This is a genomic window from Pseudoalteromonas sp. S3260 (assembly GCF_005886925.1).
Taxonomy (GTDB): domain Bacteria; phylum Pseudomonadota; class Gammaproteobacteria; order Enterobacterales; family Alteromonadaceae; genus Pseudoalteromonas; species Pseudoalteromonas tetraodonis.
Genome location: NZ_PNCV01000011.1, coordinates 81,824 through 101,604, shown reverse-complemented (window position 1 = coordinate 101,604; position 19,781 = coordinate 81,824). Strand labels below are relative to the sequence as shown.

The window sequence follows — 19,781 nt, the reverse complement described above, 5'->3', positions numbered from 1 at the left end:
GGTGATCACCGGACGGATACATTTATTATTTTCATGGGGATCAAACGAATCAAGTCAGCTGAAAACTGAGTCTCAAGAAGTGAGTTTTTTACAAGCTTTTGGCGGGTTTAGAGAGCGGATAATAGAGACGTTTTTAGTAGGATAATTTGAAATAATTCACATCATTCAGAGAGTTTAATTATTAGGCTTAGGTTTCATCTGACAGGCCCATATGAGCGAGAAGCAGACGGTCGAGTAAACTCGTTTTTGGACAGAACCTTGTTAGAACTTTTGATCTAACAAGGTTGTTTTCAGATAAAAAAGTATCTTGAAACCATGAAAGTTTAGAATAGACTCCGTAACGTTTTCTCCAACAAACTCATGACGGTAGCAGTTTATTTTCGTAAATTCTTGTAATTAAAAATTAAGCTATTTCTTTTTATTTTTGGTTAGAAATCAACTCTCTTAGACTAACAATCGTACCTTTCCCAGTAGCATCTAAAACTTCTTTTGAAAATGATTTTTGGTAGCTATTTTTTTTAGTAGGGCAGCCCCCAAGAAAAGGTTTGAGTTTAGCTTTACAGCTGTCACCACAGGTTCCAGCGTTAACACCAAGAACATCAAGCAGCATCCCCTCAAGACATATGGGTGTAGATAAAATCACTTTGATCTTATGCTTCTCTGCATACGCCCAATCTTGTTGTTGTATTGCTACATCACTATCCATCAAAACATATCGTTTGTCATAAGCCGCTTCTTGGCTTTTTTTAGCAGACATGAGAATATTTCTAGGTGAGCCACCATCTGATGATTCAATTTTAACTACTTGCCCCGTTTTTCGGCCGTCATAGTTATCTTTCATATGATTCAAGAACGCCCTGTCGTGTATTCCTTCACCAACGACGATAAGTGACGCAATATTAGCCTTTCTAATTTTCTTCTTCGCCAACTTCAACACTCCTATACGTTGGGTACTGCACCTAAAGCACCAGCTTGGTACTTAGCGTAAAGGTTATCATCGGCACGAATGCCTACCATTTCATCCAAACGCCATGCATCACTTTCAAGGGACTCTTTTTCTACGAGGTAGACTTGGTGTTTCTTGAGTATGTTGAGCACTTCAGGTGTGTGACAGGTAAAAATAAGTTGTGCATCATGCTGGTTAGTCTCTTTGTGCTTAAACCAATTCAGAATGACTGGTAGCATATGAGGATGTAGGTCGTTATCAATCTCATCTAAGATAGCAACACCACCATATTGTAATACTGGAAGTACCCTGCGAAGCATTACAAAAAGAGCTTTAGTACCGCTAGATTCCTCGAAGAATGGGAGTGTAAATTCACCTTTTTCGCATTTATGGATAGCAAAAGGAAAATCAAACTCTATTTCGTCTCCTTTTTCATCTGTAAGTTTTTGCGGCTTATATTCAATATCGTGAATTCCCAAATCGAAGTCAAAGACAGCTTGATGTAATCTCTGTTTCAAATCAATATCGTCTTTTAGAAACTCGGTCGCTTCAAGAATATCACCATCATTGAAATGTCTACGCCCCAACATATTCACATTAAAAATAAAGCTTTCAAAGTACTCATAGAACTTAGATGCGTTAGACACACTCTGTTGGAATGCTGCTGAAATAACAGAGACATTACTTCTTACTTTCTTGGCTTGAGCTACAGAAAAGCCGAAACCTTTTTGCTTGTAGCTGTATCCATCCTCAGCTTTCTCTCTGACGAATACATAGGAGTAGCTACGACTCGTTTTTTTATAAAGCGATTCCAACAATACATCGTTTTTTGTAATCGATAATTTGTATTTGTACTGCTCCCCACCGAGTATGAAGTACAGCTCAAAATCAGTAGACTTATCGGTGTACAATCGGTGTGGCATGTATGGGATACTCTCAGATGGTTTATAGTCGAACACAGAAGTCGATATAAATGAGCCAAGGAAAGCGAGTGGGCGCAACAACTGAGTCTTACCAGCACCATTAGCACCAACAACAGCTAATACCTTGTTCAGACGCTCACCAGACTCTAGGTTTATGTCGTAGTAGGAAGCTGATGGTTTTTTCCCAACTTCGAAAGATACTTCTTGCTCACTGCCAAAAGAGTAGAAATTTTCACAGATAAATTTTATTAGCACTGAAACACCATAATCAACGTATTTCTGTTGATTATGGTGCTTAGTATAGGTAATTGCAAGTGTGTTCAGGGTGATGCAGGTCAAAAAATCAAGTTGTTTAGTAGTCCCGATCTAACCTAATCTCATGTTACTCTAAATATACGTTACTGTTATTACGCAAAGTAAGTCAAATAATGCTTTAGTGAAGTGAGTTTTAAATTCATCGAAACAAAGAATGGTATATCATAAACAAGTAAGTACCATAAAGCGGTAAGTCGGGTTGTTTCTGGTAAATTCATCATTATTGTCGGATGGTGTGGTTGGCCGGACGCTTACGATGAGATGGATAAGATATGGTTATATTTATCCCTTCATTGAAGCATATGCAGGTATTGGTATGGTTTCCCAACTACAGCCTCTCGCAGTGGCACCATTTTCATTGTTTATCGGCACAGTTGGAGCAATTTCAGTTTTCAAAGCCGTTTACATCGACAAACGCCAGTTAAAGTGTGCCTGTGTAGGCGGCGATAGCAGTGTGCCACTTGGATTTGTATCGCTATCTGAAAACTTATTTATGATCGCGGGAGCATTGATTATGCTGCTGATGTAAAGGTATAGCTCTATTCGGCGGCCCCTTAACTGTTAAGATTAGACCTAGGATGCCAGCCCACACCTTTCTAATTCATATGTAACATTTTTTCTGTCGTACTGGCATCAAGATAACCAGAACTGAGCAAACAATCTCAAAGGTTGTACAAAATAACACTAAAGTTTTTTCATTAAGTTTTATTGTTATGCTCTTGTGGTGGCTTTCGCCACCACTTTATTAGTTTTCAAGTTCCACCATATCTTTCGCTGCAATGTCACCAGACACTAGCTTTACAGTTGCGAAATGATCATTCACAATTTTAGTAATTTGTACCGTTCCTACCTTTTCGATAGTGTAGGGATCTTCACCTTCACTCAATACTATTCTTTCATGGAATCTAATAACACTGTATTTTTGCCCAACCTCTGCGCCATGCTTAGCACCAATACAGATTAGAGTTCGATTATCAGAACTTTCTACTACCTGACCTCTCATCATGTATTTATGATAAAAAGTGGTATTGGAACAACCCACTAAATATAAACCGAATGTAAGCAATAAAAGAGCTTTTATATAGGGTGTTTTCATCACTGTTACCTCATTTGACTAACTAATTATCTATACACTTTTTTATGAATTCATTTGTTTTTCCGGCCAGCCCCCGAAGGTGCTTGATGACAACTCCAAGGCTTATGAACAGAGTTATCTTTGATGTTCTGATCAACAAATTTATAGTAACTTTCTTTAGTATGTGTCCACCAATCATCATGAACATCTGCGCCATACTTACGGATTACCTCCTCAATCCCATCAAGGCTTACGTTTGCGGCATCATAGGCAAGGTGTATTTCACCTTCTTTGATGTTGTAACTAACTTCATCTATACCAAAAAGCTGATCTATTTCTTTTACTAACTCGTCACAGCTTTCTTCTGTGACATTGCTAAGCTTTAGGTTTCGAACAACTAAATTTTGCTCTTTAACGCCAACTCTATGATTTAAATCGCTCATAATTTTTCTCCTAATGTTTGTGTGAATGCTGTTGATTGCTATCTTTCATTTCTTCCATTTTACGGTTCATCTGCGGCATCATGTTCCCCATCATTTCTAAATGATGTTCAGCCATCTTGATTTGTTGATGCATTGGCATTTCTTCCATGTTTTTGTGCATGGATTGCATCATCTTCATCATTGAACGGTGATGTTCAACCATCATCTGCTGTTGCTTTTCAGGATCTTTTTCAGTTTTAATGGCATGGACTTCCTTTTTCATTTCCATCATCTTTTTGTGCATTTCTCCCATGTTCTCATGTGGTATTGCCATGCCTTGATGCATATCAGCTTTGTTCGCACCTTCATGTTTATGCTCATTGTTTTGGGCAAATGAGCTAGTGGTTATCAGTAGTGAACTAATAAATAAAATTGATTTAGTTAACGTTTTCATGATTTTTACCTTCTACACTTTTATTAAAATTTGGGATCCAACTTGGTGTCGATTCCATATACCTGTGGTACTCCGAACCAAACTCAGCAATCGCTTGTGCTTCTTCGCGTTTCGCTAGCTCGACGTAAACAACGACTAAGATCGGAAACATCGCAAGTGTTGGGATTGTCGGCCACTGCAATAAAAAGCCGAACATGATTAGAATGAAAGCTACATACTGTGGGTGGCGACACCTTGCATACCATCCAGTTGTAGCCAATTGATGATGTTTTTGCGCGTGATGCAATACATTCCATGCTGAAGACAACATAAAGAAACCTGCAACAATAAACACCATACTCACTATATGAAATGGGTCCCAATGGGCATCACCTTGAAATCCAAAGAAAGTATGTAATAAATGCCCATTTTCATGCGCAAAGAAATTTACTTCTGGATAGGTCTCCGTCAGCCACCCCGACAGAAAATAGATAGTTAAAGGAAAGCCATACATTTCAGTAAATAGGGCAACAATAAAGGCAGAGAACGCGCTTAGACTTCTCCAATCAGTTGATGTTTTTGGTTTGACAAAACTAAAGGCAAAAAAGATAAAAATTGCTGAGTTCAGTATCACCATCGACCATAAGCCATAATCATATGTTTCATTCATCACTGCTTTCCTTTTTATGTGATTCCTTACGTGCCTTTTCTAACCCTTGTATGTAGCCATCGTGATAGGCTGCATTTTTATCCGTGAGTTCTTGAAAGCTCTCTTCCTTTTTTTCATCAGGCGCATGTGAATGATCGTGACCATGTTTACCATGACTGCCATGCATAAATACGTGCATCAAGGGGCATAGCAATAAAATCAAGTAGGGAAGAAATTGCAGCATATGTTGACCATGCTCAAGCACTAAGAAGTAGGTCACTGCGGCAATAAGTGCCAGTGCAGCCCAGCCTGTAGGTGTTGACCAAAAATTAGGGTGTTGATTTTTCATATTGCCCTCCTAAACGACTTTTAAGACACCGCGATACATTTGCATCTGACAGTGAAACTCATGCTCTCCCGGTGATAAGTTCAATAGGGTAATTTGAGTAATTTCATTTAATTTAAGCTGTTCGCTTATATCCAATGAAGGAATAAGCATTGTTTCAGCGCAGGGGGATTGATCTTTGCGCATAAACTTCAGAGTGACAGGTTGGCTAGCAGACACCTGAATTGAGGATGGGGAATACACACCATCCCTCACTTCAATGAGTACTTCATTACCTTGAACGATTGTTTTATTGGGTTTATATAGCCAAAACCACCAAACAATCAGCGCGATTAACATTAAGCCTAATAAGTTAATAACCATCATTGTGATTCTCCTTAATGCTCTTTTGCTTTAAAAAAGCGAAGTCGATTTGCATTTGACACTACAGTCAATGACGAAAACGCCATTGCAGCACCTGCAATTACAGGGCTAAGCAGAATGCCAAAGAAGGGATATAGAACCCCCGCAGCAAAAGGAATCCCGGCTACGTTATAGACAAACGCGCCAAACAAGTTTTGTTTGATATTTCGTAAAGTAGCTTTGCTTACCGCTATGGCATCAGCAAGGCCATGAAGTGAACCACGCATTAGGGTAATGTCAGCACTTTCGATAGCTACATCAGTCCCTGTGCCTATGGCGAAGCCAACATCGGCTAACGCTAGCGCAGGAGCATCGTTGATGCCATCTCCTGTCATACCAACAATTTCGCCGCCTTCTTGTAGCTCTTTCACCTTGTTGGCTTTATCTTCTGGCAGCACTTCAGCAAGAAACTCACTAATACCCACTTTTTTAGCTACGGCGGCAGCGGTTTCCTTGTTATCACCCGTTAACATGATGACGCGTATACCATTAGCATGAAGTCGTTTGATAGCAGAGATTGAGTCTGACTTGATAGGATCTGCAACAGCAATGATTGCTGCAAGTTCACCATCTACAGCAAAGTACATAGGTGTTTTGGCTTCTTTGGCTAAAGACTGTGCTTGTTCAACAAAGCCTGTGAGGTCTATGCCTTTTAACTTCATTAGTTTATCGTTTCCGAAAAGCAGGGCTTTGTTGTTGCAGCTTGCTTCTACACCAAAACCCGTAATGGCGTTAAAGGCTTCAATTTTTAGTAACTCAATATCCTGATCTAACGCACTTTCAACAATCGCTTGCGCTAAAGGATGCTCTGAGCCGCTTTCTAAACTTGCTGCAAGCTGTAGTACGTCTTTTTCGTCAGTAGCTTTTGCTAAAATAATATCGGTTACCTTAGGTGCCCCTTCAGTAATAGTGCCCGTTTTATCTAAAATCATGGCAGTGATTTTAGAGGCGGTTTGCAGTGCCTCACCGTTGCGAATAAGCACTCCGGCTTCTGCTGCTTTTCCTACTCCCACCATGACAGACATGGGTGTTGCCAAGCCTAAAGCACACGGGCAGGCAATAATAAGCACAGTAGTTGCTGAAACGATGGCAAAAGCAATGGCTGGCTCAGGTCCAAAGTTAAGCCATGCTAGCGCACTTAACACAGAGGTGATCATCACGACAGGTACGAAAAAAGCTGAAATAACATCGGCCAAACGGCCAATCGGCGGTTTCGAATTTTGTGCTCGTTTCACCATATTGATGATTTGCGCAAGCGCCGTGTCTTTTCCAACACGTGTGGCTCTAAATAAAATCATGCCTGATTTGTTCAAAGTACCTGCGACAACCTCATCTTCTTCAGCTTTTTCAGCAGGCATAGGTTCGCCTGTCAGCATGGACTCATCAATAGAGGTGTGTCCTTCCAATACCACGCCATCGACGGGAATTTTTTCACCCGGTTTTACCTTCACAATATCGTTAAATAAAACCTGCTCAATACCTATCTGAACTTCTTTGTTGTCACGAACCACGGTTGCTGTTTTGGCTTGCAAGCCGATAAGACGTTTAATGGCCTCAGAGGTTTTACCTCTGGCTTTGATTTCTAATGCTAAACCTAAATCAATTAAGCCAATGATCATGGCGGTAGCTTCAAAATAAACATGCCGTGCCATCAATGGAACAGCGTCAGGTGCAAACACGACAACCATCGAATACAACCAAGCCGTGCCTGTTCCTAAAGCAATTAGGGTGTCCATATTGGCTGAATGATTTTTGAAGCTCTTCCATGCTCCTACATAGAAATGCTTGCCTGAAAAATACATAACACCAAAAGTTAAAATGCCTACAACCAACCAAGAAATTCGTTCAAGGTTTGTTTCAACCGTCATTTCTCCAACTACAATGCTGTAGATCATCAAAGGAACGCCGAGTGAAAGGGCAATAAACGTATCGCGCATTAGCTTTTTGTAATATGCAAAATCCGCAGCCTCTTTCTCATCAAGCGCATCTGTTGCTGAGCTATCATCAATTGGCTTCGCGTTATACCCCACTGACTCAACAGCTTTGATCAACTCTTTTGTTTTAGCTGTCCCATAAACTGTTACTGTCCTATCAGCAAAATTCATTTCCGCACTGACGACTCCAAGAGTTGCCTTCAACGCCCCTTCAATTTTGCCTACACAGCTAGCACACCCAGCACCTTCAATGATAAGCTGTTGGTTATGTGATACTTTCTCCAACGTATTCTCCTTACTTTTACACGAAGAGGATTGAGCTTTTGCCTGACAGCAACAGCCTGATTCAGTTTTTATATTTGTGTTAGTAGCCACCCTTTTTCCTCCTATGCTTTTTTAATTTGCTCAAAGTTTTCGATGAGATGACAAACCATGTTTGCAGTCGGTGCTTTGTCTTCCATTTCTTCCCATCGAGAAAGCGCAGAAGACATTTTTCCTCGAAGTGCCAACATTGCTTGAAACTGCTTTTCTGTTTCTTCAAGCCGCTCTTTGATCAGGCTTCTGACTAATGGGCACGCACTTTTACCATCTTCAGATTCATTAATAATTTCCTTGATATCTGCAACGGAAAAACCAAGGTTTCTGGCACTTAAAATGAATTTAAGTCTCGATACTTCTTTATTCGAGTATGACTTGTAGCCGTTCACTGACTTAGCAGGTTTTAACAATCCTAATCTGGTGTAATAGCGCACCGTATCAGCAGTCGTTCCAAGGCTTTTTGCCAGCTCCGCAACTTTCATATTCACTCCTCAGTTTTTTAGCTAAGTTTGTACTCTCATCTTCAGCTTAGACCTGTGTCTAAGACACAGGTCAAGTACTAATTCTAGTGAATAAGCTAAAAACTAATTTTTTGGTAAAAGAGAAATCTCGGTCAAAATCGACAGCATTAAGTACTGTAAATAGCAATAGTTTGAGCATGTTCATCATGCCTCCAAAAAATATTGTGCTAATTGTTCAAAACGGTTGGTAATTTAAACCAATCAGTAAATCGTTTTATTTTTGATGGGACTGGCGAAAAAAAGGCGCACTGATCCCGTGATTAGCCAATAATTGGTGGACGATAAAGTAAGAGATGGATACCAGATTTTGGTAGGGGTATACGCTGTAGAATTAGCTCAGAATGAATATTGCAAATACCTTCGTCTTGCGCTTCCACAAGATAGGCATTTAAATGAAAGCTTGTACAAAAACCGCCTTCACAACAAACACAATCACCAGCTTTACATTTTTCACAGTCTTCATCACCATGACGGTTTTTAGAATCTTGCGAATTTTCAGTGTGATAGTGACTATTGTCATTCATTGATTGATGATGCATATTTTTGCTTGGTTGTATAATATGCGTGTCGGAAGATCCATTTTGATGTTCTTCACAATTCATTGGTTTAGCAATAGCAAAGCCATGCTGCGTAAGCAACAGAGTAATTACCACTATTTTAAACCACTTGAAAAGTCCAAACATTTTAATTCCTTATTTATCACCTACAATATTAGCCACTTTATAAAAATAATTTTATGATCTTGATCAACCTTTGAACTAAAACCTAAACTTTTTACTTTTTACTTTTTACTTTTTACTTTTTACTTTTTTAAACAGCTTTAACTTCACAAGTATAAAAGGGGTGTCTAATTTATACTCATGAGATTGAAGCCAAGCATGAGCACCATTAAAAGAAATAAAAACCCTACGCTCATAACTAGGTATTGAGTAATGGATCATTTTTCCAATTGTTCAGCTTTAAGCGCAGTACTTTGCAACAATCGGTTCTATCCCGGGCACATCCAATTCCCGTTCATCAAAAGTGATAAAATGGCCTATTGTACGTCTTTCAATGGCGATGTTTTTTGCCTTGACTCTTTAACCTTAACCATTCGCCAACTTTACTTCTTAGCTGATATTCCACCTTGATAGGTATACACCAGACTGGCACCGATTGAAAACAAGAAGTAGCTTACTATTACTGCTCTTAGTTCTTTCCAAAAAAACTATTAGCTAGGCCTTTCCTAACATAACTAAAATGGTTTAAACCCCAAAAAACGAAAGCTACCATCAATATAGTTGCGGTAGCTCTCATCAAGTCAATATAGTATTTCTTCATATCAGAGCCAGAACTTGATACCTGCAACAAAAGCAGTATCACGAGTACTTTGCCCATTTAACTTCGCAAAGTCGGCTGTATTACCAAATTTATTTGTCCACTCAACGCCAACATAGGGAGCAAACTGGCGGGTAAACTCATAACGAACCCGAAAACCAATAGCACTGCTAGACAAGCCACTACCAAGGTTATTTTGGACGTCATCCTTACCGTAAAGCGTCAACTCTGCTCGTGGTTGAACAATTAACTTTTGAGTAAGTAATAGCTCATACTCAGCTTCGATCGAAAATGCACTATTACCTTGCTCTCCTAAATACGCAGTCATATCAATTTCAAACCAGTAGGGGGCTAGACCTTGTAAACCAAAAGCTAGCCATTTGCGGTTTTCACCTTCGTTATTGTAATCAAGTCGAATACCGACTTGTGTATCCCAATAAGCAGATATTGCGTGGCCCCATAGAAAATCTGTTTGGTTCTCCTCTAAATTACCTTCGCTAAAATCTCCTTCAGTTTTGATGACTAATCTATCAAAAGTAGTGCCATACCATGCCTGAAAGTCAAAAACACCTGCGTTTGTTTGCTCATTATATTCAAGACGATCCCCTAGTAGCGCGTAAAATGAATGCTCATCTGCCAAAGTCAGTCGTTTGTCGCTACTGAGTGCATAAGGACCTTCAGTCAAAGTTGTACCTGCTGCATAAGCATGGGGGTCTCTAGCATCTTTAGGTGCATCTCCACCTTGTGCTTGCATTTTAGAATCACCCATCTCAGTCATCTCATCTTTTGCAGATACAGATACACTTATAAGGGGCAAACCTATTAATAATAGTCTTAACGTATTGGTTAGTATTAATTTTTTCATGATACAACTACCTCTCTAAACATACCTGCATCCATGTGGAATAATAAATGGCAATGCCATGCCCAGCGACCTACGTCATGAGGTGTTGTTAAAAAACTAATTCTTTGCGCTGGTTGTACAGGGATAGTATGGCGACGAACCTGTACATCACCTTTTTCATTCTCCAAATCGCTCCACATACCATGCAGGTGCATGGGATGTGTCATCATTGTATCGTTTTGTAAAATAACTCTTAAACGTTGATTATGCTTCATGTGAACTGGCGTGCTTTTTCCAAATTCCAAGCCATCAAATGACCAGCTATAACGCTCCATGTTTCCAGTTAAATGTAATTCAATTTCAGCCTCTGGCTCTTGCTGGTTTGTAATTCCCTCAAGAGAATGTAAATCTGCAAGTGTTAAAACACGGCGTCCATTTTTACGTAAACCTATACCGGGATCATCAAGGTTTGTTCTAGGCATATCAACACGCATATCAACAGAAGCTCCATACTCTGTTTTTGCATGACGCACTTTAGTGCTAGCAACAGCTAATGGGTTTTTAGTCATTCCATGTTTACTATGATCCATTGCCATCGCTCCATGACCCATTGCACTATGATCCATTTTATTAGAATTCATGCCCGACATGTCTGCCATACCTGCCATCGCGGAATGCTCACCACCTTGGGCCATATTCCCCATCATATCTGTCATCGTTAACCATTCAACGGGATCTAGAGCAGGTACTGGTGCATCAATATTAGGTGCCATTGATAAAGTACCTTTAGCATAACCTGAGCGATCCATGCTTTGTGCAAAAATCGTATATGCATCATTTTTTGGCTCGACAAGTACATCATAAGTTTCACCGGGACCAAATCTAAATTCATCTACTGTCACAGGTTCAACATTTTGTCCATCAGCTTGTACAACTGTTAACTTCAGCTCAGGTATTCTTACATCAAAAAACGTATTGCTAGAACCGTTAATAAATCTAAGCCTAACCTTTTCGCCAGCTTTAAACATTCCACGCCAGTTTGTCAAAGGCGCACAACCATTCATTAAAAAAGTCATTGCAGATGCTGATAAGTCTGCAAGATCTGTAGGGTTCATTCTCATTTTATTCCACATTTCCCGGCGTTGTAGCGCATTTGAAACGCTGCTATTTGAAATGTCATCAAAAAACTCTGGAACAGTAGGTTGATTAAAGTTAAATACATCGCTCTGTACTTTTAACTTGCGGAACAAATCCATTGGGTCATCATCAGTCCAATCAGACAATTGGATAACATGCTCATTGTCAGCACTAATAATATCCTTTTCTCTTGGCTCAATAATTAATGCGCCGTACATACCTGTCATTTCTTGAAAGCCACTGTGTGAGTGATACCAATATGTGCCGCTTTGTTGCAGCTTAAATTTATAAACAAAGGTTTCACCCGGCATTATACCTTTAAAGCTAATACCCGGTACGCCATCCATTTGATACGGAAGAATGATCCCATGCCAATGAATTGAACTCGGCACTGATAATTTATTAGTTACCCTGATAGTAACGTCATCACCTTCTCTGAGGCGCAAGGTAGGAGCTGGTATTGAGCCATTGATTGTTGTAGCCATTCTTACAACACCTGTGAAGTTTACGGGTGACTCATCTATCACCAGATCTATTATTTCTCCACTTAGTTCGGGCACAGTACCTGTTGAAGTTCCAGCAAGCAAAGATGAAGCTGCATGAAGAATGCTTGGAAAAGCAGCTAATATACCGCCAGCAGCTAAACCTTGTACAAAGCGTCTACGCGGTGTAGAAATTTGATGTAATGGATCTTTAATTCTCATTTTACTCTCCGAGGTTTGACCAATAAATTAGTGTGACCAATGAATGTGCTTAATTTTCCATTCACCGTTTTGCTTTTCGAGAACCATTGTTTCCATCCCTTGATAATCACGTTCTTCACCATTGTAAGTACCTTTAGTTTGACTACGCGAGGCAGAGATAGCTGTATTTCCAAGTATCGTCACTTGATGTTCAAGTGTGTCGCTCTTCATCGCTGCTAAATACTTCATATCCGACAACATATGATGATGAGCATATTCATCAGCGCTCCTTTCAACGCGGCCTCCCTCGAAGATGGTGACATCATCCGCTAACTGCGCTCTAGCCTGTTTTTGATTGCCAGTTTCAAGTGCTTGATGAAATGCCAAAACAACTTTTGCGGCTGGTGTATCTACACCTTTAAACAATCCTTTGTCTTTATTCTTATCACCATGAGCGTTTGCTGCGAAACTAAACGTCATTAATAAAACGAGTAGGATATTTATTGTTTTCATTTTCATTTTCTCTTTTAGGTTTTAATTTGCAGGGCCAACAACACTAGTAAGCCCAGCCGTTACAGATAAAATGGCAAAAGCTACTACCATTTCTATCGAGATAGATTTAGATAAAGCCTCTCTGCCTTGACTATTTTTAAGTTGTGGAACGAGTATTAGTTTATGTTTAGCAGCAAGTGCCAAAATAGACACTACAAGGGCCAATTTAAACAACAGTGTTTGTCCGTAACTTGAGCTTATTAGTGCATCAAGACTTCCGACCAATTGAATCACGAGCCAGAGGCCTGCTACCAACAATAGGCTCAATGTAAAACTTGCTTGTTTGCCAAAGCTTTCCATCAGCAAATGAAGTTCTGCATAACTTAGCTGATGGCAAGCCTGTTTTAGTGGCAATAACGCCCCAAACCACCATGCCATAACGAGCACATGCAAAATAAGCAAGCCTTTTTCAATTGTGCCTAACTCAGAAATATGACCCAGTAACGTGAATGAGTATGCAAGGATTAATAAACTCAACATTAAAGCGCTTTGTTTTAAGTACGAGTTCACAGCGAGTTTGAACCTTAAAGCTAAAGCGATTATTGCGGTAACTAGCCCAAGCGCTCGAAGCAAAGCTCCAGTGCCGACAGAGGAGTCCCACATAATAGCCAATATATCAGCGTCTATCGCCCCCTGAATTCCCTCTTCTGCCATTGCACCAGTACTGGCAAAGAACCAAGTAATATTAGCGATCAAAGCCATAACTATATAAGTTCTTGTCCACGTTAAATTCGCTATTACAGCATTAGTATGAGATTCATTATTCTCAAATATTTGCCTGAAAAATGTATAACCAGCAATACAGGCAAAGCCGACGTAAAATACAATTTTTGACAGTACAATGACTGTATTCCAGATATACATTTCCATATCAATCACACCGCCTATTTTAGTGAACCATAAAGCCGAAGCTATGTTTCATTTTATGACCATCGTTACCTAAGAAGGTTACATCCACAGCATAGTTTGCAGGAGCTAATTTAGGTAGTTTCCATGTAAATTTGCTAGTAGCGACTTTAGAAGGCTCGAATCCAAATTTAAATTCTTCGCCTTGTTTATTGGCCAATGAAACTTTTACAACCCGTACCTCTTTGGTGAACACCAAAGTTAACTCTTCTGGAGGATTCATTAGCATTGCATTATCAGCAGGCACACTTTTTTCAAGATGCACATGCGCAAATACCGCACTACTAAAAACGACACTGATTACGGTTAAAAATTTAATTAATGTTTTCATATATACCTCTATTTATTTAATGGATTAACGACTAAATTTATCTTTGAAAATTTTATTACTTGGAATCCCAGCATCTGTAATTATTTTTTCCACTTCACTCATCATTGCTTCTGGACCGCACAAGTAAAACTCAGCCAAAAGCAGTTCTGATTTTTGGTTCATATACGGCAGAAGTACTTTTTGAACATAGCCTGAGTGCCCTTGCCATTCTTCTGAAGGATTAGAAAGAGTAGGAATATAAGAGAAGTTTTTATGCTTCTCACTCAGTGACTTCAATTCATTATGGTATAGCAAGTCATCTTCAGTTCGCGCACCATAGATAAGAGTCAAACCACTTTTATCTTTATGCTTTTTCAACTGTTCAAAAATAATAGACCTCAGTGGTGCAAGTCCTGAACCCGCACCAATAAACACGCGACTAACTTTTTTATTTGAAGTGGCATAAAAATCAGAAAAAGGGCCTTTTGCAGTTATCGTTTCACCTACTTGGAGTGAACCTAAATAACTTGAACCTATTCCTGCTTTAAAACCATTCTTTGCGGTCTGCCAACGGATATTAAACATTAACTCATCAGACTCCTCGTCAAAGTTAACTAATGAGTAGTGGCGAGTTACACCGTTATGAGAAAATTTTCCATGATAGTAGCTATCCCAGTATTTTTCATAGCACTCTGGCATATCATCTGGACGTAAGCTATTCATCCCTGCTGGCACATCAAATTGCATATATGCACCAGCTTTAAATGCCAACTGTTTGCCTGATTTCAGCTTAAATTTCACTTCCTTGATAAAAGGAGTAATGAAATTAGTCGCAACCACAACTAGCTCATGATTTTCAATATTGCGATCAGTATTAACTTCAATCGAACTAATTTCAGAGAACCTATGCTGACATCCAAGCCGATAACCTTCCTTAAGTTGCTCCTGAGATAAATGTTCCTGTTCAGATAGTGTGATAGGTAATTTAGTTGAACTTAAGAACACGCATTTGCCACAAGTACCGCCACCACCGCAACCTGAAGGAAGGTATACATGTGAACTAGCTAGCCCTTCTAGTACAGTTGAGCGACCAACTGCTGAGATGTCAGTAATAGTATTTTCATTGGAAAACGTCACTGCCACTTTTTGCCTGTTAGTGCCCCAACCTAGCTTCAGTAAACCACTTCGATACTGTTGTATCAGCCAAGTAACACCAGTAATTGAAAGGAATAGCGTTGCAAAAGCAAATGCAATGATCAACCAATGGTTAAATCCTCCAGAATTGCCATAGTCCATAAAGTGAAGCTTCATCATCAGATCTTTCAATCTGAAATCATCATTGGCATGGCGAAGTACTTGACCTGTAATACTATCTAAATAAATAGTTGTATTGTTCTCATCCTCAACGGCAACTTGCCACATAGGATTTTGCTGCCTTACGTGATCAGAAAACGGAGGTTGAGATAACACTGGAGTAGTTAACTTACCCTGTCCTGAGTAGGAGTTTTTTGCCAAAGTTAGTACTTGTTCTTCAGACAAATTAAATGGCTTTCCTGTTACAGCATCAAATAGCTTTGAGTGGCGTTCTTGATAGCTATGCTGCCCCTTATCGAACACAAAATGATAGTAAGGCTGATGTAAAACCCATATAAGGTTTACTTCCTGCGGAGCATTACTAGTAATGTCTTTAATAGGGAATAGGTCAAAGCCTGTAATGCTACCTTCATGATGAGAATGAACTCTAAGTTCATTACCACTGGCTTTACTGTGATCCATCAAATTGAAGTAAAGGCCCGTTCCCAACCAAATAAGCAGTTGTAAACCAACAAATAAAGAAAGCCACTTGTGTATCGTTGTATTTAACTTAAATAGTCGCATCAAATGACTCTCTTTTTATTTGGGGAAAGCACTCGGTAATAAGTCAATACTGCGCCAGTAATTGCTCCCATTAGACCTAGAGTTGCGACCAAGAACAAAAACCAGTTAGATACGTTTTCTCCATCATAGTAATCCATAATGTGGAACCGCCACATCCAATCAAACAATCGCCAGTAATCATGACGCTTGGCAACAAGTGATCCTGTTTGTTGACTTATATAAAATGTCGGTGTGGAGAATTGCTCAAACGTCACTCTCCAAACAGGTAAATGCCTTGGGGACAACTCAGCAGGCAAGTTTGTCGCTGACTTAATCAACCTTATGCTGTCGATTTGATGATTCAGCACATAATGGTATTGTGCGATTTCTTTAGCCTTGGTTTCATCTACAAGGGCCTGAACAGCTCCAGTTTTAGCATCTATTGCTACTTTTCCATTTTCTCCATTAATAAAAGAATACAAAGGACGGCCCATACTTTGAGTAAGTGTAACTTGGCTAGCTTTAGGATAATCCGCAGCTAGCTTTACAATGGAGTAATCCATACTTGCTAAATCTATTTTGGCTTCCTCACTCTTAGCCAAGGTTTCGCCGTGTATATAGTGAATATCCATAGTCACCATATACACACCAGTAATCGACCAGAAAAGGAATTGTATCCCTACAAATGCCATTAGCCATTTATGGTACTTCCTAGCTTTTCTAAGCATTGTTTTTTAGCTCCGAGTTAGAAAGTTCCTTGTTAAAGGCGTTTACTTCGGGCTTTTTAACGATTGAATAAATCGCGGGTAAAACAATTAGAGTTAGCAGGACTGCACTTGTCATCCCACCTACCATTGGTGCAGCAATACGACTCATTACCTCAGAGCCTGTTCCTGTACCATATAAAATAGGCATTAGGCCGATAATGATTGTCGCTACTGTCATCATTACAGGACGAACACGTAATCCAGCACCGTGCAATAAGGCATCTTGATATTCATCTTCTGAGATGAGTTCTGCTCGCTCTTTCGCTTTTTCCTTAAGCTCAGCAAGTGCCTGATTGAGATAGACCAACATTATCACACCAATCTCAACCGCTACCCCAGCTAGAGCAATAAAGCCCACGCCAACAGCCACAGAGAAGTTAAACCCTTCCAGATACATCAACCATAAGCCACCAATCATCGCCATCGGCAAGGTAACGATAATGATAGCCACCTCACTAAACGCTCTGAAGTTTAAGTAAAGTAGAATAACAATAATGGCGAGTGTTAAAGGCAATACATAGGTGAGCTTTTCTTTCGCTCTTTCCATATATTCGTATTGCCCAGCCCAAGTAATTGAATAACCTGCTGGTAGTTTTAGATTATTAGCCAAGTGTATTTTTGCACTTTCAACATAAGTACCTACGTCAACACCGTCTATATCGATAAACGTCCAGCCATTTAAACGAGCATTTTCACTCTTAATCCCCGGCGGACCGTTCTCAACTCGAATATCTGCGACATCACCTAGTGCAATGCGTTGACCACTTGGTGTTACAACAGGTAATCGTGATAGCTGCTCAGGAGAGTCTCGATAGTCTTGCGGATAGCGTAAGTTAACAGGGTAACGCTCTTGACCTTCTACCGTTTGGGTAACGTTCATACCACCAATAGCTGTAGAAACCACTTGTTGAACATCTTCGATGTTTAACCCAAAGCGACTTGCCTTATCGCGTGAAATATCAACCTTGATATATCGTCCACCTGCAACTCGCTCTGAGTAAACTGATGCTGTGCCTGTAACTTCGGGTAAAATTTGCTCTATTTGTTGGCCGATTTCCTGAATCACATCAAGCTCTGGTCCGGCGACTTTAATACCCACAGGCGTTTTAATACCTGTTGCCAACATATCAATACGAGTTTTGATTGGCATAACCCAAGCATTCGTCAAGCCCGGAAACTTAACCAACTTATCAAACTCAGCTTTTAAAGATTCTGTTGTAACTCCCTCACGCCACTCTTCTTGAGGCTTCAACTGAATGAAGGTCTCAATCATAGTTAGAGGCGCGGGATCAGTTGCAGTTTCAGCTCTTCCTACTTTACCAAATACTGTTTCAACTTCTGGCACTGTTTTAATTAGCTTGTCTGTCTGCTGTAGAATTTCTCTTGCCTTACCAATAGAGATCCCCGGATATGTAGTCGGCATGTACATTAAATCTCCTTCATCTAGAGGAGGAATAAACTCGCTACCAATCTTATCAACAGGCCAAAAACCGACGATAGTCACTAATATTGCTGCTACAATTGTCGATTTTGGAAACTTCATGACTTGCTTTAAAACAGGCATGTAAATAGCAATTAGCAATCGGTTTAACGGATTTTTCTTTTCTGAAACAATTTTGCCTCGAATAAAGTACCCCATTAATACAGGCACCAATGTTATCGCTAAGCCTGCTGATGCAGCCATTGCATATGTTTTTGTGTAAGCAAGAGGAGAGAACATTCTTCCTTCTTGCGCTTCCAAAATAAATACAGGCAAGAATGAGACTGTAATGATGAGCAAACTAAAGAATAATGCAGGACCGACTTCACTTGCCGCCTTTGAGACTATTTGCCAACGATTTTCATCTGTTAGCGGTGTCTTTTCCATATGTTTATGCATATTTTCAATCATCACTATTGCGCCATCTGTCATCGCACCAATTGCAATAGCGATACCACCTAATGACATAATATTCGCATTGATACCTTGCATATGCATGATGATAAATGAAGCTAAGATGCCAATAGGTAGAGTGACAACTGCAACAATCGAAGATCGCAAATGAAACAGAAATGCAACACATACAATCGCGACGACAGCAAGCTCTTCGAGCAATTTACTCCATAGGTTTTCTACCGCCTCTCCTATTAAGCCAGAGCGATCATAAACCGTAACTATTTCAACTCCTTCGGGTAAACCTTTTTTTAACTCTTCTAATTTGGCTTTTACTCCATCAATGGTTTTTTGTGCGTTTTCACCAAAGCGCATAACAACCACACCACCAACAACTTCTCCTTCACCATTAAGTTCCGCGATGCCCCGTCTCATTTGTGGACCTAAGTTAACTTCTGCCACATCGCCAATAGTAAGCGGCGTTCCTTGTTCGTTCACACCGAGAGGGATCAACTCTATATCTGAAATACTTTTGATATAGCCAGTAGCGGTAACCATGTACTCTGCTTCAGCCATTTCAACAACAGAGGCACCTGTTTCTTGGTTACCACGCTTAAGGGCCATTTGAATGTGACTAAGTGGTATACCGTAGGCTCTTAACTTATCGGGATCGACTTGTATTTGATATTGTTTAACCATTCCACCAACGGCAGCAACCTCTGACACTCCGGGGACAGTTTGCAATTCATATTTTAAGAACCAATCTTGAATACTACGCAATTGGCTAATATCCAAGTTGCCCGTTTTATCTACAAGAGAATATAGGTAAACCCAGCCAACACCTGTCGCATCTGGCCCTAGTTGTGGACGCGCACTAGCGGGTAGTGAAGGGGCTACTTGACTTAAATATTCAAGTACTCTGCTCCTTGCCCAATATAAGTCAGTGTCTTCGTCAAAGATGACGTAAACAAATGAGTCACCAAAAAATGAATAGCCACGAACAGTAACAGCGCCGGGAACAGACAACATTGCAGTTGTCAGTGGATAAGTAACCTGATCTTGAACAACTTGCGGTGCCTGACCGGGGTAATTCGTTTTAATTATTACTTGAACGTCAGATAAATCTGGTAGTGCATCAACAGGCGTATTCTTTATTGAAAATAGCCCACCACCAATCAAAATTAAGGTAGCTAAGATAACAAAGAAGCGATTGCCAATTGACCATCTAATAATTGATTCAATCATTATTTT

Annotated in this window: 19 protein-coding genes and 1 pseudogene; 1 reads left to right on the top strand and 19 read right to left on the bottom strand. The window is 39.9% G+C overall.

Annotated features, from left to right (window positions below):
* Window positions 1–418: 418 nt before the first annotated feature.
* Together CWC14_RS02725 and CWC14_RS02720 are read right to left on the bottom strand one after the other, a co-directional pair.
* On the bottom strand, window positions 419–928 hold the full coding sequence (locus CWC14_RS02725; protein WP_197098959.1) for a hypothetical protein: 510 nt from the start codon (window positions 926–928) through the stop codon (window positions 419–421).
* 11 nt (window positions 929–939) lie between these two features.
* Window positions 940–2,124: an AAA family ATPase gene (locus tag CWC14_RS02720; RefSeq protein WP_138561114.1), complete on the bottom strand. Its 1,185-nt coding sequence runs from the start codon at window positions 2,122–2,124 to the stop codon at window positions 940–942.
* Between the two features lie 310 nt (window positions 2,125–2,434).
* Here CWC14_RS02720 and CWC14_RS02715 point away from each other — a divergent pair.
* Window positions 2,435–2,713 (top strand): annotated as a pseudogene (locus tag CWC14_RS02715) (glutaredoxin family protein); the annotation flags it as partial.
* 216 nt (window positions 2,714–2,929) lie between these two features.
* Here CWC14_RS02715 and CWC14_RS02710 read toward each other — a convergent pair.
* The 17 genes from CWC14_RS02710 to CWC14_RS02625 form a co-directional block, all read right to left on the bottom strand.
* The gene (locus tag CWC14_RS02710) at window positions 2,930–3,280 is read right to left on the bottom strand and encodes a hypothetical protein (protein ID WP_004589646.1); all 351 of its coding nucleotides are present in this window, start codon (window positions 3,278–3,280) and stop codon (window positions 2,930–2,932) included.
* Between the two features lie 50 nt (window positions 3,281–3,330).
* Entirely contained in the window at window positions 3,331–3,702 is a 372-nt protein-coding gene (locus CWC14_RS02705) for a hypothetical protein (RefSeq protein ID WP_008467865.1), read from the bottom strand.
* A gap of 10 nt (window positions 3,703–3,712) precedes the next feature.
* Window positions 3,713–4,135 (bottom strand): hypothetical protein, encoded by a 423-nt coding sequence (locus CWC14_RS02700; protein WP_008467863.1) that lies wholly within the window; start codon window positions 4,133–4,135, stop codon window positions 3,713–3,715.
* Window positions 4,119–4,784, bottom strand: coding sequence for a methyltransferase family protein (locus CWC14_RS02695; protein WP_004589269.1), 666 nt, complete (start codon window positions 4,782–4,784; stop codon window positions 4,119–4,121). Before CWC14_RS02695 ends, CWC14_RS02700 begins: the two co-directional genes overlap by 17 nt.
* Entirely contained in the window at window positions 4,777–5,112 is a 336-nt protein-coding gene (locus CWC14_RS02690) for a DUF2933 domain-containing protein (protein WP_016899208.1), read from the bottom strand. The genes CWC14_RS02695 and CWC14_RS02690 overlap by 8 nt, the downstream gene beginning before the upstream one ends.
* 9 nt (window positions 5,113–5,121) lie before the next feature.
* Window positions 5,122–5,475 (bottom strand): cupredoxin domain-containing protein, encoded by a 354-nt coding sequence (locus CWC14_RS02685; RefSeq protein ID WP_004589267.1) that lies wholly within the window; start codon window positions 5,473–5,475, stop codon window positions 5,122–5,124.
* Window positions 5,476–5,486: 11 nt separating this feature from the next.
* The gene (locus tag CWC14_RS02680) at window positions 5,487–7,730 is read right to left on the bottom strand and encodes a heavy metal translocating P-type ATPase (protein ID WP_058155250.1); all 2,244 of its coding nucleotides are present in this window, start codon (window positions 7,728–7,730) and stop codon (window positions 5,487–5,489) included.
* A gap of 101 nt (window positions 7,731–7,831) precedes the next feature.
* The gene (locus CWC14_RS02675; protein ID WP_008467855.1) at window positions 7,832–8,245 is read right to left on the bottom strand and encodes a MerR family transcriptional regulator; all 414 of its coding nucleotides are present in this window, start codon (window positions 8,243–8,245) and stop codon (window positions 7,832–7,834) included.
* A 299-nt stretch (window positions 8,246–8,544) separates the two neighbouring features.
* A complete protein-coding gene (locus CWC14_RS02670; RefSeq protein WP_010558026.1) occupies window positions 8,545–8,967 on the bottom strand; it encodes a hypothetical protein in 423 nt (140 codons plus the stop codon).
* 638 nt (window positions 8,968–9,605) lie between these two features.
* Window positions 9,606–10,466: a copper resistance protein B gene (locus tag CWC14_RS02660; RefSeq protein ID WP_004589262.1), complete on the bottom strand. Its 861-nt coding sequence runs from the start codon at window positions 10,464–10,466 to the stop codon at window positions 9,606–9,608.
* Window positions 10,463–12,286: a copper resistance system multicopper oxidase gene (locus CWC14_RS02655; RefSeq protein WP_138561112.1), complete on the bottom strand. Its 1,824-nt coding sequence runs from the start codon at window positions 12,284–12,286 to the stop codon at window positions 10,463–10,465. Before CWC14_RS02655 ends, CWC14_RS02660 begins: the two co-directional genes overlap by 4 nt.
* Before the next feature lie 27 nt (window positions 12,287–12,313).
* Window positions 12,314–12,784: a YybH family protein gene (locus CWC14_RS02650; protein WP_024596192.1), complete on the bottom strand. Its 471-nt coding sequence runs from the start codon at window positions 12,782–12,784 to the stop codon at window positions 12,314–12,316.
* Window positions 12,785–12,799: 15 nt separating this feature from the next.
* Window positions 12,800–13,687: a CopD family protein gene (locus CWC14_RS02645; RefSeq protein WP_024596191.1), complete on the bottom strand. Its 888-nt coding sequence runs from the start codon at window positions 13,685–13,687 to the stop codon at window positions 12,800–12,802.
* A gap of 19 nt (window positions 13,688–13,706) precedes the next feature.
* Entirely contained in the window at window positions 13,707–14,054 is a 348-nt protein-coding gene (locus CWC14_RS02640) for a copper resistance CopC family protein (RefSeq protein WP_004589258.1), read from the bottom strand.
* A 24-nt stretch (window positions 14,055–14,078) separates the two neighbouring features.
* A complete protein-coding gene (locus tag CWC14_RS02635) occupies window positions 14,079–15,911 on the bottom strand; it encodes a 2Fe-2S iron-sulfur cluster-binding protein (RefSeq protein ID WP_004589257.1) in 1,833 nt (610 codons plus the stop codon).
* Complete coding sequence (locus tag CWC14_RS02630; protein ID WP_008109638.1) at window positions 15,911–16,618, bottom strand: hypothetical protein; 708 nt, start codon at window positions 16,616–16,618, stop codon at window positions 15,911–15,913. Before CWC14_RS02630 ends, CWC14_RS02635 begins: the two co-directional genes overlap by 1 nt.
* A complete protein-coding gene (locus CWC14_RS02625) occupies window positions 16,611–19,775 on the bottom strand; it encodes an efflux RND transporter permease subunit (protein ID WP_076923062.1) in 3,165 nt (1,054 codons plus the stop codon). Before CWC14_RS02625 ends, CWC14_RS02630 begins: the two co-directional genes overlap by 8 nt.
* Window positions 19,776–19,781: the final 6 nt, after the last annotated feature.